This is a genomic window from Citrobacter sp. Cpo071, from assembly GCF_030332765.1.
GTDB lineage: Bacteria > Pseudomonadota > Gammaproteobacteria > Enterobacterales > Enterobacteriaceae > Citrobacter > Citrobacter portucalensis.
On record NZ_JAOWHE010000028.1, the window covers coordinates 50,809 to 66,199 of the forward strand.

At 51.7% G+C, this 15,391-nt stretch carries 14 protein-coding genes; 8 read left to right on the forward strand and 6 right to left on the reverse strand.

Translation table 11 applies throughout. The annotated features are described in order from the left end of the window. Positions 1-71: 71 nt before the first annotated feature. Both rhaA and rhaB read right to left on the reverse strand, forming a co-directional pair. Positions 72-1,331 carry an L-rhamnose isomerase gene (gene rhaA / locus OGY09_RS00720; RefSeq protein WP_008787011.1) on the reverse strand — a complete coding sequence of 420 codons (1,260 nt, stop codon included), beginning with the start codon at positions 1,329-1,331 and terminating at the stop codon, positions 72-74. After that, the gene (gene rhaB, locus OGY09_RS00725) at positions 1,328-2,797 is read right to left on the reverse strand and encodes a rhamnulokinase (RefSeq protein ID WP_032945575.1); all 1,470 of its coding nucleotides are present in this window, start codon (positions 2,795-2,797) and stop codon (positions 1,328-1,330) included. Before rhaB ends, rhaA begins: the two co-directional genes overlap by 4 nt. A gap of 303 nt (positions 2,798-3,100) precedes the next feature. Between rhaB and rhaS the strand changes: the two genes are divergently transcribed. Both rhaS and rhaR read left to right on the forward strand, forming a co-directional pair. Next, positions 3,101-3,949: an HTH-type transcriptional activator RhaS gene (rhaS, locus tag OGY09_RS00730; RefSeq protein ID WP_032945577.1), complete on the forward strand. Its 849-nt coding sequence runs from the start codon at positions 3,101-3,103 to the stop codon at positions 3,947-3,949. Positions 3,950-4,096: 147 nt separating this feature from the next. Further along, positions 4,097-4,945, forward strand: coding sequence for an HTH-type transcriptional activator RhaR (gene rhaR, locus OGY09_RS00735; RefSeq protein WP_032945579.1), 849 nt, complete (start codon positions 4,097-4,099; stop codon positions 4,943-4,945). On the opposite strand, the gene rhaT is transcribed toward rhaR, so the two are convergent. After that, positions 4,942-5,976, reverse strand: a complete 1,035-nt coding sequence (gene rhaT / locus OGY09_RS00740; RefSeq protein ID WP_003825242.1) for an L-rhamnose/proton symporter RhaT — start codon at positions 5,974-5,976, stop codon at positions 4,942-4,944. The two genes, rhaR and rhaT, sit on opposite strands and share 4 nt — an antisense overlap. 289 nt (positions 5,977-6,265) lie before the next feature. On the opposite strand from rhaT, the gene sodA reads away from it, so the two are divergent. After that, the gene (gene sodA, locus OGY09_RS00745) at positions 6,266-6,886 is read left to right on the forward strand and encodes a superoxide dismutase [Mn] (protein ID WP_032945581.1); all 621 of its coding nucleotides are present in this window, start codon (positions 6,266-6,268) and stop codon (positions 6,884-6,886) included. A 233-nt stretch (positions 6,887-7,119) separates the two neighbouring features. Continuing rightward, positions 7,120-8,103, forward strand: a complete 984-nt coding sequence (gene kdgT, locus OGY09_RS00750; RefSeq protein ID WP_020996114.1) for a 2-keto-3-deoxygluconate transporter — start codon at positions 7,120-7,122, stop codon at positions 8,101-8,103. A gap of 41 nt (positions 8,104-8,144) precedes the next feature. Here the strand turns inward: kdgT and OGY09_RS00755 are convergent, their stop codons facing one another. Continuing rightward, a complete protein-coding gene (locus OGY09_RS00755) occupies positions 8,145-9,041 on the reverse strand; it encodes a dihydrodipicolinate synthase family protein (protein ID WP_032945583.1) in 897 nt (298 codons plus the stop codon). A 152-nt stretch (positions 9,042-9,193) separates the two neighbouring features. Between OGY09_RS00755 and yiiM the strand changes: the two genes are divergently transcribed. The 4 genes from yiiM (at position 9,194) to OGY09_RS00775 (ending at position 13,135) form a co-directional block, all read left to right on the forward strand. Then, positions 9,194-9,868, forward strand: coding sequence for a 6-hydroxyaminopurine reductase (gene yiiM / locus OGY09_RS00760; protein ID WP_020996113.1), 675 nt, complete (start codon positions 9,194-9,196; stop codon positions 9,866-9,868). A 227-nt stretch (positions 9,869-10,095) separates the two neighbouring features. Further along, a complete protein-coding gene (locus tag OGY09_RS00765; protein WP_032945585.1) occupies positions 10,096-10,800 on the forward strand; it encodes a GntR family transcriptional regulator in 705 nt (234 codons plus the stop codon). 8 nt (positions 10,801-10,808) lie between these two features. Then, complete coding sequence (locus OGY09_RS00770; RefSeq protein WP_020996111.1) at positions 10,809-11,762, forward strand: sugar phosphate isomerase/epimerase family protein; 954 nt, start codon at positions 10,809-10,811, stop codon at positions 11,760-11,762. A 122-nt stretch (positions 11,763-11,884) separates the two neighbouring features. Beyond that, positions 11,885-13,135: an MFS transporter gene (locus tag OGY09_RS00775; RefSeq protein ID WP_095533158.1), complete on the forward strand. Its 1,251-nt coding sequence runs from the start codon at positions 11,885-11,887 to the stop codon at positions 13,133-13,135. A 43-nt stretch (positions 13,136-13,178) separates the two neighbouring features. On the opposite strand, the gene cpxA is transcribed toward OGY09_RS00775, so the two are convergent. After that, positions 13,179-14,552, reverse strand: coding sequence for an envelope stress sensor histidine kinase CpxA (gene cpxA, locus OGY09_RS00780; protein ID WP_032945590.1), 1,374 nt, complete (start codon positions 14,550-14,552; stop codon positions 13,179-13,181). Continuing rightward, complete coding sequence (gene cpxR / locus OGY09_RS00785; RefSeq protein ID WP_003028763.1) at positions 14,549-15,247, reverse strand: envelope stress response regulator transcription factor CpxR; 699 nt, start codon at positions 15,245-15,247, stop codon at positions 14,549-14,551. The genes cpxA and cpxR overlap by 4 nt, the downstream gene beginning before the upstream one ends. Positions 15,248-15,391 lie beyond the last annotated feature (144 nt).

The following is a 15,391-nucleotide window of genomic DNA, read 5'->3' on the forward strand; positions in this document are numbered from 1 at the left end:
CAATCGTGTTTCATTTATTGCCGGATGGCGACGTGGGGCGTCTTATCCGGCCTACAAGCCTGGCGTCACGGTTAGCTACGTTTGCTCAAAATCTCTTTTTCATAAGCGCGCACGCTGTCCAGCCACTGGCTGCCCGCAGGCGTGTCGTGGCGCTGGCAATACATCTCCCAGACGGCCTGCCACGGCAGCGATTTTTGCTCTTCCAGCAGGGCCAGACGTGCGGTGTAGTCGCCGCTGGCTTCGAGCTGACGCAGTTGCTCGGTGGGTTCTAACAGCGCGCGCAGCAGGGCTTTTTTCATATTGCGGGTGCCGATCACCCACGCGGCGATGCGGTTAATGGAGGCGTCGAAGAAGTCGAGGCCAATGTGTACGCGGTCAAACAGGTTGTGGCGAACGATCTCGCTGGCAATCGCCTGAGTTTCATCATCCAACAGCACCACGTGATCGCTGTCCCAGCGCACCGGACGGCTGACGTGCAGCAGCAGGCGTGGTACATACAGCATGGCGGCGGAAATTTTGTCGGAGATCACTTCAGTCGGATGGAAGTGGCCCGCATCCAGACACAGTGCGGTCTGGCGGCTGGTGGCGTAACCCATGTAGAACTCGTTAGAGCCCACGGTGTAGCTTTCCGCACCGATGCCAAACAGCTTGCTTTCGACGGCATCGATATGGTGCGCCGGGTCGAGTTTCTCGCTGATCACTTCGTCCAGTGCGTCCAGCAGACGCTGGCGCGGTGCTAAACGGTCAACGGTGATGTCTTTCATGCCATCCGGGATCCAGATGTTCATCACCGATGGTGTACCCAACTGCTCGCCAAAATACGCCGAGACGCGACGGCTGGCTTTGCAGTGATCGATCCAGAACTGGCGAATGGTGTCGTCGGCGTGCGCCAGCGTGAAACCGTCGGCGCTCAGCGGGTGTGAGAAGCAGGATGGGTTGAAATCCAGCCCTAACTGGTTCGCTTTCGCCCACTCCACCCAGTTTTTAAAGTGCTCAGGTTTGATTTGGTCGCGGGCAACCGGCGTATCAGATTCCAGATAGATCGCGTGCAAATTCAGACGTTTTGGACCAGGAATCAGGCTCAGCGCCTGCTCCAGATCGGCCCGCAGTTCGGTGGCGTTACGCGCTTTACCCGGATAGTTACCGGTAGCCTGAATACCGCCAGTGAGCGAGCCTTCCGGGTTTTCGAAACCGGCGACATCATCGCCCTGCCAGCAGTGCATGGAGACCGGCAGACGATCGAGCTGGCGTAAGGCCGCCTCGACATCAATACCTACCGCGGCGAAACGCAGTTTTGCCAGTTCCCAGGCTTGTTCAAGTTGAGTGGTCATGCGCAAAGCTCCTTTGTCTGTCGTAGTGATTGAAACTGCGCCTGGTAGCGGGCAATTTCACTTTCAGGATTGGGAATGAAGGTGGTCAGTTCGTAGTTGGCGCGCACCACCTGACGGAAATCATCGACGTTGTTCAGCTCGTCCAGCGTCATCAGCTGGATGCCAATATTGCCGAGCGTGGAGGCCTCAATCGGCCCGGACATCACGCGAATACCGCAGGCGTCCGCACACAGCTGGTTCAGTAAGGTGTTCTGGCAGCCGCCACCGACAATGTGCAGTTGGCTAAATGCTGCACCACGCAGTTGTGCCAGTTCTTGCAGGATGTCGGCGTACAGCAACGCCAGGCTGTCGAAGATACAGCGCGCCAGTTCGGCGTTTTGCAGGGGAACGGGTTGGCCTGATTCACGGCATGCTGCCTGAATTTCTGCACTCATATCGTCGGGGTTGATAAAGCGATCGTCGTTCGGGTTTATCAGGAACTGGCAGGCCGGCAGCGCTTGCGTTTGGCTGATAAGCGTTGGCAGGTCGGTAATCTGGCGCTCTTTTAATACGCGCTGGAGCAGCCACAGCCCCATGATATTTTTCAGGACACGGTAGCGTCCTTCCGCGCCGCCTTCGTTGGTAATATTCGCCGCCAGCGCCACATCGTTGGTATAAGGTGTTCTGCTCTCAAAGCCCATCAGCGACCAGGTCCCGGAAGAGAGATAGGCGCTGTTTTTGTCGGCCAGCGGAGAAGCAATGACCGCGCTGGCCGTGTCGTGACTGGCGACGGCGACAACCGGAATTTGGTTTTTCTGTGGGCAAATCCAGTGGCCGATCACGTTCCCTGGATGCGTCGGGCGACCAAACCAGGCTTTGTCTGCCCCGGTCCACGCCAGCAGTGTGTCATCCCAGTCGTCGGTATTGATATTGACTAGCTGGGTGGTGGTGGCGTTGGTGTATTCCCAGTTCATTTTGCCGGTCAGGCGAAAGCTGAAGTAGTCGGGGATCAGCAGGGCATGGGCCACCTGCGGGAGCAGTTCTGGCTGCTGTTCAACCAGTGCACGCAGTTGATACAGGGTGTTAAAGGGCAGAAACTGAATGCCGCTACGGCGGTAAATTTCACCTTTACCCGGCTGCTCCATCGCCTGCGCCATAATGCCGGTCGTGCGGCTGTCACGGTAAGAGACCGGCAGACCGACACGTTGACCAACGTTATCGATCAGAACGTAATCCACGCCCCAGGTATCAATGCCGATGCTGTCTATCCGAATGCCTTCATCGCAGACTTTTTTCAGGCCAAGACGAATATCGTTTTCCAGGCTGTCGATGTCCCAGGTGTCAAAACCGTCTGTTTTTTGCAGGCAGTTCATGAAGCGGTGGATTTCACGTAGCGTCAGGGAGCGGTGTTCACTGTCGTAACGCGCCAGCATTACGCGCCCACTGGATGCGCCGAGATCGACTGCGACACAATGGCGAAAAGTCATAGCGAGGTCCTTCTGAGTTTTATTGCAATCAGTCTAAGAACCCCAGATAAAGCGTACCTTCTTGACAGTGACAGCCACAATTAGCGGCTGGCAACATGGCAAAGGTGAACGTGACGCTGTTCACAATTTCTATTAATAGGACCTGTTTTAGCGGATGTGACGCCTTCCGCAATTCCCGATCTTTCCCGCCATTTCTTGAAGAATTGACCGTGTTTACGCACTTTGGCGTCAAAAATTTAAGGTGAGGGTGATAACCCTTAATTACTATTCAGCCATGTTCATTTGATCGGGAAGGATGTCATCATGACGGTATTGCATTGCGTGGATTTTTTTCCGACAGGTAAAGCGCCAGTGGCTATTGAACCGCGGCTTCCTCAACCTGCGTTTCCAGAGCATCATCATGATTTTCATGAAATTGTGGTGGTCGAACATGGAACGGGGATCCATGTGTTCAACGGGCAGCCTTACACCATCAGCGGCGGTACGGTGTGTTTCGTTCGCGATCATGACCGGCATTTATATGAACATACTGACAATCTGTGCCTGACCAATGTGTTGTATCGCTCTCCGGATGCGTTTCAATTTCTGGCTGGGCTGAATCAGCTTTTACCTCAGGAACAGAACGGGCAGTATCCCTCCCATTGGCGGGTGAATCAGGGGGTGTTGCAGCAGGTTCGACAACTGGTGGGGCAGATGGAAGCGCTCGGTGAGGGGATGGATACACCAACGGCGGCAAATCGCGAGATCCTGTTTATGCAACTGCTGGTGCTGCTGCGTAAAAGCAGCCTGATGGAAGCAGCGACCGATAACGACGCGCGGCTTAACCTCCTGATGGCGTGGCTGGAAGATAACTTTGCCGACGAGGTGTGTTGGGAGGCGGTGGCCGAGAAGTTTTCCCTCTCTTTGCGCACTCTGCATCGCCAGCTCAAACAGCAAACCGGATTGACGCCGCAGCGCTACCTTAACCGCTTGCGGCTGATCAAGGCCCGGCATCTGCTTCGCCACAGTGATGACAGTGTGACAGACATCGCTTATCTCTGCGGATTCGGCGACAGTAACCACTTTTCGACGCTTTTTCGTCGTGAGTTCAAGTGGTCACCACGCGATATTCGTCAGGGGCGCGATCTCGTTGTGGCAAGCCGCCTCCAGTAACGCGAAAGCTATCAACGTTTTTTACCGCCGAATCTCAGATAATCATGTCCCTTAACGCCGGATGGTGGCTACGCCTTATCCGGCCTACGTGTCACGTAATCTGTAGGTCGGATAAGGCGTAGCCGCCATCCGACAGGGAATATTGTGATGGCGAATCATCTGGTCCTTCTGAAATCAGACTTCTTTGCGCATGAGCAGCAGGCTGTGGCCGTGGCTGACCGTTATCCGCAGGATGTCTTTGCTGAGCATACCCACGAGTTTTGCGAGCTGGTCATGGTCTGGCGCGGTAATGGTCTGCATGTCCTTAACGATCGCCCGTACCGGATAACCCGTGGCGATCTGTTTTACATTCGCGCCGAAGATAAACACTCCTACACCTCCGTGAACGACCTGGTGTTGCAAAATATCATCTACTGCCCGGAGCGGTTGACGCTGAATGTTGACTGGCAAGGGGTGATCCCCGGATTTAACGGTACGCCGAGGCAGCCGCATTGGCGACTCGGCAGCGTTGGCATGAGCCAGGTCCGACAGGTGATAAGCCAGCTTGAACATGAAAGTAATCAACGTGATGCACAGGCTTTTACCATGGCTGAGCTGCTGTTCGGGCAACTGGTGACACACCTTAAGCGGCATCGTTATGCCACGGATACGCTCCCGGCGACCTCCAGTGAAACGCTGTTGGATAAACTGATCACCGCGTTAGCCGGTAGCCATGAGCATGCGTTTGAACTGGATACGTTTTGCGAGCGCGAACAATGCAGCGAGCGCGTTTTGCGCCAGCAGTTTCGCAGCCAGACCGGGATGACCATCAACCAGTATCTCCGCCAGGTGCGGGTTTGCCATGCGCAGTATCTGCTCAAACATAGTCGGTTGATGATTAGCGAGATTTCCATGCGCTGCGGCTTTGAGGACAGTAACTACTTTTCGGTGGTATTTACGCGGGAAACCGGGATGACGCCGAGCCAGTGGCGTCATCTCAGTACTCAGCATGCTTAGCTGGCCATTCCCAGACCGACAATGTTTGCCGCGACAATGATCACTACGCAGCCGAGGCTTAACACGCTGACCGGACGACGACCCGCGTTTTTCCACTCTTTCAATACCAGACCGACAATCCCGCCGCACAAAACATAGAAGCTCATGTGCAGCATCCAGCTTACATAGTCATACTGCGCCGGAATACGTGCGTGGCCCCAGGCGTAGAAGAAGAATTGTAGATACCACATCAAGCCACCAAGCGCAGAGAGCAGCACGTTGGTGATAATCAGCGGTTTGGCTAACGAGAAGTCGGCTTTTATCGACAAGTTCTTCACTTTTGCCAGACGAATGAAGCAGAAGCCCAGGTTAACAAGCGCGCCACCGCCCATAATGACCACATAGCTAGGCAGGGCGACATACAGCGGATCGACGCCCAACGCGGCGGCGGCATCGTGCATCGGTTTCGCCGCGTTCATCGCAAAGGACATCCCGGCGGAGAAAATACCGCACATGACGGCCAGAACCAGACCTTTTTTCAGGTTGAAATCTTCCGCTTTGATGCCCATTTTTCGTTCTTTTAACTGACCGGCACGGGTAACAATGCCCACGCCAATCAGCGCGACCAGTACGCCAAGCAGCGTCATGCGGCCACCAGAGGTATTGATCAGTACATCAAAATTGCCGTTGATAATCGGGGTCATCAGCGTGCCGACAATCAGCGTAATACCTATCGCAATCCCGATACCCATCGACATACCGAGATAGCGCATGGTCAGGCCATAGTTGATATTACCAATCCCCCACATTGCACCAAACAGAAATACCGGCGCCAGCGTGGAGAGGCTGAAGGAGCTGAAGTAGGCCCAGAAATCGGGAAGTAACATGGCGCTGATGGTCCACGGCAGGATTATCCAGGAGACGATCCCGCCAACCGACCACATCGTTTCCCATGACCAATGTTTGACTTGCTTGAACGGGGCATAGAAGCAGGCGGCACTGGCTGCCCCTATCAAATGCCAAAAGATACCCATCGTAATCGCGTTACTCATGACTTAATCCTCGTTATTTTTTATCGTCGGTAATGACCCCTCCGACCTAACGAGTTTAAAAATTACGCAGGTGGTTAACCTTTTGACGATTGCCGCCCTTTTGCGCATGTTGGCAATTATCACGTTAAGTGGGTGATTCGGCTCACATCTTTAACAATGGGTTTGATTCATTAAAACCCTGTAAAAAGTACGGCATTGATAATCATTTTCAATATCATTTAATTAACTATAATGACCCAACTGCTTACGCGGCGTTAACACTGGCCGCCCGACAATACTGGAGATGATTATGAGTTATACACTGCCATCCCTGCCGTACGCTTATGATGCCCTTGAACCGCACTTCGATAAGCAGACGATGGAAATTCACCACACCAAACACCACCAGGCTTACGTAAACAACGCCAACGCTGCGCTGGAAAGCCTGCCTGAATTCGCCAGCCTGTCCGTTGAAGAGCTGATCACCAAACTGGATCAACTGCCAGCAGACAAGAAAACCGTACTGCGTAACAACGCGGGCGGTCACGCTAACCACAGCCTGTTCTGGAAAGGCCTGAAAACCGGTACTACGCTGCAGGGCGACCTGAAAGCGGCTATCGAACGTGACTTCGGCTCCGTTGACAACTTCAAAGCTGAATTTGAAAAAGCAGCGGCAACCCGCTTTGGCTCCGGCTGGGCGTGGCTGGTTCTGAAAGGTGACAAACTGGCTGTTGTTTCCACCGCCAACCAGGATTCCCCGCTGATGGGTGAAGCTATCTCTGGCGCTTCCGGTTTCCCAATCGTGGGCCTGGACGTTTGGGAACACGCTTACTACCTGAAATTCCAGAACCGTCGCCCGGACTACATCAAAGAGTTCTGGAACGTCGTGAACTGGGACGAAGCTGCCGCGCGTTTCGCAGCAAATAAATAAGTTCTACGCTTTAACAAAGCCCTGCAAGCGATGCTTGTGGGGTTTTTTTGTGATCAAACTCAATATAAAAACAATGATCCACTTAAATTGAAACAAGGTTTTATTATGCGAGTGGGATCACTTTTATAGTCTCTATGAATGTCTATCTTCTTTTCATCAAGACGGGCGCATCTCAAAGCAAGATGCAATCGCCCATAAAAATTGCCCCATTTTTATGTCTACAGGTGATGGAAATGCAGATCAAACGTACGATAGAGAAAATCCCAGGCGGTATGATGCTGGTGCCGCTTTTCCTGGGCGCGTTGTGTCACACCTTTTCCCCCGGCGCCGGGAAATATTTCGGCTCTTTTACCAACGGTATGATCACCGGTACGGTGCCTATCCTGGCAGTCTGGTTCTTTTGCATGGGGGCGTCGATCAAGCTAAGCGCCACCGGCACCGTGCTGCGTAAATCAGGTACGTTAGTCATAACCAAGATTCTGGTGGCGTGGGTGGTTGCAGCGATTGCTTCACGCATTCTGCCGGAACATGGTGTAGAGGTCGGATTCTTCGCAGGGTTGTCTACGCTGGCGCTGGTGGCCGCGATGGATATGACCAACGGCGGGCTGTATGCCTCGATTATGCAGCAGTACGGCACCAAAGAAGAGGCCGGGGCGTTTGTCCTGATGTCGCTGGAGTCTGGCCCGCTGATGACCATGGTGATTCTGGGAACCGCCGGGATCGCGTCGTTTGAACCACACGTATTTGTTGGTGCGGTATTGCCGTTCCTGATTGGCTTTGCGCTGGGGAATCTGGACCCTGAACTGCGGGAGTTCTTCAGCAAAGCGGTGCAGACGCTGATCCCGTTCTTTGCCTTCGCATTAGGTAACACCATTGATTTGAGCGTGATTGCGCAGACCGGCGTGCTGGGTATTCTGCTGGGCGTGGCGGTGATTATCATCACTGGTATTCCATTGATTATCGCCGATAAACTGATTGGTGGTGGCGATGGTACGGCGGGGATTGCCGCTTCCAGTTCTGCGGGGGCGGCGGTTGCTACGCCTGTGCTGATTGCTGAAATGGTTCCGGCATTTAAACCGATGGCACCGGCAGCAACTTCCCTGGTCGCCACGTCGGTGATTGTGACCTCCATTCTGGTGCCGATTATCACGTCTATCTGGTCGAAAAGGGCCAAAGCAAGGGCGGCAGAAATTGATATTCGTGGCACCGTGAAGTAAGTCTCTTAAGCCGGATGGTCTGCACCATCCGGCTTAATTATTTACCCTTTGACGACAAACACCTCATCGATTGTTCGACACTCACTCTCGTTCAACTCTCCACCGGCATTACGTGACACGCTGGTACAATAGCCAAACTTACGCGATACCACGGTTTTGATGGTGGTGACAAAATCTTCGCCGATGGCATAGATGGACATGTAGGTGCCAATCTGGTCCTGAATATCGCGAAGCGCTGCCAGGTCGCCCTGTTTGAACGCTTCCCGCGCGCTGACAAACAGTTCCGGCATGACGTTGTTCAACCCTGAAATTATCCCCGCGCCACCTGCTAACAGGTTGGGAATGTAGTATTCGTCATAGCCGGACAGCACGGCAAAATCCTCCCGCACGGCGCGGGTGGTCTGAATCATACTGCGGGTATGGGACTGGCAGTCGACGGTGTCTTTAATGCCAGCGAAATTCGGGAACTCGGCGGCGAGGGTGGCTACCAGTTCGGGGGTTAAATCGCAGCCGGTGCGTGCCGGGAAGTTATAAGCAAACCATTTGCCGCTGAGTTTCTGCCCCAACTGACGGAAGTAGCTCAGCAGCTGTTTCGCCGTTTGTCCGTAGTAGTAGGGCGGCAGGATCATCACGGCATCGTAACCTGCGCGATACGCTTCCTGCGCCATCAATAAAACATCATTCTGGCAGGTGGATGAGACGTTGGCGACCATCTTTAGCGAGCTCATGGCGCGGGCCTCGCGGATCAGCAGCAGCCTTTCTTCGAGCGTAAAGGAGGCAAATTCCCCGATGCTGCCCATCAGCAAAATCACGTCGATTTTGGCCTCGGTAAGGCGTTTGAGATGCAGGCTTAGACCGTTGAGATCGATCTTGCCATCATTGTCCATTGGCGTAATGGAAGGACACCAGACGCCAGCAAATTGCGATTGACCAGTCACGTTGTCGACTCCTTATTTGAAATGATGTTTCAAAACCAGATTACATTGATAGCATGTGTCCCTAAGTTTCATGTGAACCGTGCTCTCATTTTGAGCGACTGGGGTAAAATAAATGTGGTGTAATGGGGGAAATTTATCGGGAGAGGGAACAGATGCGATATCCGGTCGATGTTTTTACAGGCAAAGTTCGGGACTACACGGGAAGCCGTCCCAGCGCGATTGCTAAAGTCCAGATTGACGGTGAGTTGATGCTGACCGAACTGGGGCTGACGGGGGATGAACAAGCGGAAACGAAAATTCACGGCGGGCCGGATCGCGCGCTGTGTCACTATCCGCGTGAACACTATCAGCACTGGAGACAAGCGTTTCCGGAGCAGGCGGAGCTATTTGTCGCCCCCGCGTTTGGTGAGAACCTCTCTACTGAGGGGCTGACTGAAGATAATGTGTATATTGGCGACATTTTCCAGTGGGGAGAGGCGCTGATTCAGGTCACGCAGCCGCGCTCGCCGTGCTTTAAGCTGAATTTCCATTTTGGCATTAGCGATATGGCCAGCCAGATGCAAGATGCGGGCAAGACGGGCTGGCTGTGTAGCGTCATCGCGCCTGGTCAGGTGTCAGCAGACGCACCATTGATTCTGGCGTCACGCGTGAGCGACGTCAGCGTGCGGGAGGCCATTGCTATCGCCTGGCATATGCCGTTTGATGATTCGCAATATCACCGTTTACTGTCGGCTGCTGGGTTATCGAAAAGCTGGACCAGAACGATGCAAAAGCGCCGTTTAAGCGGCAAGATCGAAGACAATTCCCGCCGTTTGTGGGGAAAATAAACCTACCTTCATCTGGCTATTAAATCAGGTGGCGACACCTGATTTACCTCTCCCCCGTGCTTCATCCCCTGCGTACCAAACCGGGCAAAAACCTGACGGTCACGGTTTGCTTCAAAGCCATTCTTGATACCTGGTCCACAAAAAGAAACTCTGCGTTGAAAAAAAACTTGAGTATTTCCTGCACTCAAATATCTTAGCTTCAAATTGGTTTAAACCAGATGAGCGAAATGAAAAAGAAAAACAATGTTGATGTGCTCAGGGAGCGCTTTGAAAGCTGGTTAAACGAGAAGAATTTACCAGCGGGGTCCAAATTGCCTTCGGAAAGGGAGTTATGTGAGCTGCTGGATGCAAAGCGTATGACCTTACGTCAGGTTCTGATTGAGCTTGAGATCGATGCGCGTATTTTCCGTAAGAACCGCAGTGGTTGGTTTATTTCGTCGAAGCGATTTATTTATAACCCTAAATCACTTTCCAGCTTCAATGCTGAAGCCTGTGCTCAGGGACGTAAGCCTTTTTGGGATTATTTAACCAAAGAAACCATTGATACAGTCCCACACCATGTTGAGGATGTTTTTCTCTCTTCGGGCGATCGTTATCTGATTACCGGTTGGTGCGGTCTTGATTCACATAAAGTGTTTTACCATGAATCCTATATTGATGCCGATGTTGCGCCAGGATTCATTAATAAATTGGGCAATCAGTCTTTTGCCAGCGTCTGGGAAGATGCATTTGGCCATGTTTTAAATATCAAAGAAATGGTTTTTAAACCGGTCAATATGCCAGAAGTGGCCTGCAAAGAGCTGGGTGTTGCGCCTAATACGTATGGAATTTTAGTAGAAAAACATCGGGCTACCCGAGATAAAAAAGTGGTTCAGGTTGATTTCGAATACTGGAGACTTGAATCAGTGGAACTTGTTATTCGCGATGAATGAGAAAAATAATGGGAAAATGTAACCAAGAACTTCTTGCGGAACGCGCGAGAAATATACCGCTGTACCTACATGCTTATGCTTTTCATCTGAATATGCGCTACGAGAGAGTCCTGCCGGGGGATCTTCTGGATATTGCGCATCAGCAAAAATTGAAGGGTGTAAAAATACATGTTGAGGATGGTGAGTCCCAATCACTGCAGAAACTGAACGATCAGCAGCTACACGATTTTAAAGAGAAGGCCAAAAAATATAATCTGGATGTGCATATCGAAACAAGCGCATCGGATAAGGCGACATTGACGGATGCCATCCGTATTGCTGTTGCTACTGGTGCAACTTCAGTGCGTTTCTACCCGCGTTATGAAGGGCATCTCAACGATGTTATGGCGAAGATTGCCAATGATATTGCATGGCTGTCTCAGTATGACGATTGCGGACTAAGCTTTACTATCGAACAGCATGAAGATCTGCAAGGCCATGAGCTGGTGACGCTGGTTAACAATAGCGGGATGAAAAATCTCTCTATTCTGTTTGATTTTGGCAACATGATTAATGCTAATGAACAGCCGCTTTCTGCGTTAGAGGTTATGTCTCCTCTGATCACTCAGGTGCATATCAAAGACGCAAAAATTATTAAAGAAGGTAAAGGCTGGGGGCATGAGGCTTGTCGTTCAGGACACGGCGATTTACCCATGGAAGAGATGCTTAAGGCATTATTACTTTTAGGTGAAGATAAACCGCAAGTACATGCTTTTGGTCTGGAAGAAGAAGTTGAATATTATGCCCCTGCATTTCGCTTCGACGATGAGGGTGATAATCCATGGATCCCATGGCGCGATGCAAGTTATACGCCGCTGCCTGACAGCAACATGATTGATGCGCGATTGGCGCAGGAAAAAGAACATGCTCTTGCCCAAATAAAATACATTCGTGATATATGTGACAAGTTTATAGGCAATTAATTAGTTTTCTTAAAATATTATTAAATGCGGAAAGGATTATGAAAATAATCCCCTGGCTTTATTAATTATACAATTTAATTTAGATATTTCTCTCAACAAGCAATGAGGGTTTAATCATGTTCATGAATAAATGGGCAAGGCTCTGTTTTTTGATTTTAGGCGGCGGCACGATATTCAAGCTTTCAAGTATGAAAGATGTTTTCTATGTGCCAATGCAGAATGACTGGGGTTTAACTAATACGCAAATTGGGTTGAGCTTTACGGTTTATACGATTGTTCAGACAACCGGACTTTTTCTTTCTCTCTATATCGCAGATCGTTACTCCAAGAAAATATTATTACCGTTCGGTCTGATTGGCGTTGGGTTATGTGGCTTATATCTGGCAACGCTACCGTCATTTACCGGTTATCTCATTTGCTTTGCCGCGATGGCTTTCTTTGCCGATGTGGTTTATTGGCCGGTATTGCTGAAAGCCGTTCGTTTGCTGGGAACGAAAGAAGAACAAGGACGCATGTTCGGCTTTTTAGAAGCCGGACGTGGCGTGGTGGATGTTATCGTTGCATCTGGCGCTCTGTTTGTCTTCGTTCAGTTTGGTGAAGGTAAAGCGGGGATGCAGGCGGGCCTGTTGTTCTATACGGTAATTACGCTTGTGGCAGGTATTGTGACGTACTTTATTGTCGATGATGACAAAGTGAAAGGCGGCGAGAAAACCAGTGCCAACATGGAAGTTTTAAAGGGTATCAAACATGTTTTGTCCTGCCCTAATGTTTGGCTGGCTTCTTTAGGTATTTTCTTCGTTTATGCCGCGTACTGTGGACTGACTTACTTTATTCCGTTCTTAAAAGATATCTATATGCTGCCGGTAGCTCTCGTCGGTGCGTACGGCATCATCAACCAGTATGCGTTAAAAATGGTAGGTGGGCCGATTGGTGGAATGTTGGCAGATAAAGTTGCTAAATCACCGACAGTGTATCTGAAGTGGACGTTCCTGATCTCTGCTGTGGCGATGCTTGTGTTCATGCAGTTACCGCATCAAACAATGAATGTGTATATCGGTATGGCGGCGACATTAGGGTTCGGAGCGATTATCTTCTCACAGCGCGCCATTTTCTTCGCGCCGATGGATGAGATCGGTACCCCACGTGAGTATGCGGGCTCGGCAATGGCATTTGGTTGCATCATCGGTTATATGCCAGCGATGTTTGCGTACACGTTGTACGGCTATTTGCTGGATACCAATAGCGGCATCACTGGCTACAACTATGTCTTTAGCGTGATGATTGCGTTCAGCTTAATGGGCTTTATCTGCTCGACCATTCTGGTGAAGCGAATTAAAAAGCAAAAGCTAGCGGCTGCGGCTGCGGCGGCATAACGTGAATGCTTCCCCGGTAATCATGTCGTACCGGGGAAGCCTGTTAAGCGCGTTTATACAGCGGTAACCAAATCACCAGCCGTAAGCCACCCAGCGGGCTGTCTTCGGCCTTCACCCAGCCACGATGCTGCTGAATTGCGGTTTCAACAATCGCCAGACCCAGACCTGTTCCGCCAGACTCGCGATCGCGCGCCTCATCGGTACGATAGAACGGACGAAAAATCTGTTCTCTGTCTTCAGGGCTAACGCCTGGGCCATCGTCGTCCACGGTGATGGTAATCCCGTCGATATCCACCGCGAAGCCAACTTCAATCTTCGTATGTGAATAGCGCAGGGCATTGCGCACAATGTTTTCCAGCGCACTTTCCAACGCATTTGGGTTACCGTACAGCGGCCACGGACCCGGCGGGAAATTCACCGTGAGTGATTTACCCATCTGCTCAGCTTCAAAGGCGGCGTTATCCAGCACTTCACTCCAAAGCTGATTAGCTTTCACTGTTTCGCTGACCAGCGCGTTTTTCTGCTGATTACGTGACATCACCAGCAGGTCGTTGATCATGCTGTCCAGTCGGTGAGCTTCTGTTTCAATGCGCTCCAGCTCTTTGCTCTCACCGCTACGACGGCGCAGCAGAGCGGTGCCCAGTTGCAGACGCGTTAGCGGTGTTCTCAGCTCGTGAGAGATGTCCGACAGCAGGCGTTGCTGTGTGGTCATCATCCGTTCCAATGCCGTCACCATCTGGTTAAAGCTCGCGCCTGCCGCCAGGAACTCCTGCGGACCGGCTTCCAGCTCAGGATGTTGACGCAGGTTACCCTGAGCTACTTCATCCGCCGCGTTTTTCAACTTACGCGCCGGTTTCGCCAGACTCCAGGCAAGCCAAAGCAATAGCGGTGAGCTGACTAACATGGTGACGATCAGCAACAACAGCGGTCGGTCGAACAGCAGGTTGATAAAGTCAGATTGTGAGCTGCTGGCAGGTCGTATGAGATACAGCTGGTAGTTATCTTCACCGTCTCTGACGGAGAAAGGCCCGACCATCTCAACGCGACCGTATTTTTTCTTTTGCGGATGGTCGGCGTTATCGGCCTGACCAATAAAGTTACGAATGATCTGCATTTCGTTGCGTTCTGCGCCGATCACGCGTCCTTCCGTCGTAACAAGTAATAACCGCTGTCCTGGCGGCGCCCACTTGTCTATCGCCCGAAACAAGCGACGCCACCACATCAAATCATTGGGTGGATCGTTCGCCAGTTCAGCTTCAACGTGTTGCTCAATCATTAACCCCTGGCGCTGCTCGCTGTCCAGTAGCTCGGTCATCTGGCGTGAGTCGAGCTTGGGTAACATCAGTACCAACATCAACACCAGTGCCAGCGTCAACCAGAAGATGGCAAAGATGCGTGCGGTTAAGCTCCCTATCATGAAGCGGAGACCATCAGGTAGCCGCGACCACGCAGGGTTTTAAACCACGGGTGTCCGTCTTTACGCTCTGGCAGCTTACGACGCAGGTTCGAGATATGCATGTCGATCGCGCGATCGAAAGGCGTCAGGCGTTTGCCCAGCACTTCCTGGCTCAGGTGCTCACGCGAAACCACCTGACCGAGATGCTGAGCCAGCAAATAGAGCAGGGTGAATTCGGTGCCGGTTAGCTCCAGAATTTGCCCGTCAAAGCTGGCTTCCTGGCGACCCGGATTAAGGCTTAACGCATCAACTTCCAGCGTCGGCGAACCGTTATCGCTGTTCTGCTGCTGTTCGCTCCAGTGTGAGCGACGCAGAATAGCGCGGATGCGCGCGACCAGTTCACGGTCGTTAAACGGTTTAGGTAAATAGTCGTCCGCGCCCAGCTCAAGGCCAAGTACGCGATCCAATTCGCTGCCGCGAGCGGTCAGCATGATTACGGGTGTCTGGTGTGTCTGACGAAGTGCTTTCAGCGTATCAATGCCGTTTTTCTTCGGCATCATGACGTCGAGCAAAAGTAAATCGATGCTGTCATCCAGAAGCTCAAGCGCCTGTTCCCCATCATAGGCAACCAGTACATCGAAACCTTCCATTTCGAGCAACTCCTTTAACAGGGAAGTCAGCTCTCGGTCATCATCAACTAACAGGATTTTATTCATTGTTTACGTACCTCCGAGGCAGAAATTACGTCATCAGGCGTCGCTAATCTATGACTTTACGTTGTTTTACACCCCCTGACGCATGTTTGCAGCCCGAATCGTAAACTGTCTCTCGTTGAATCGCGACAGAAAAGATTTTGGGAG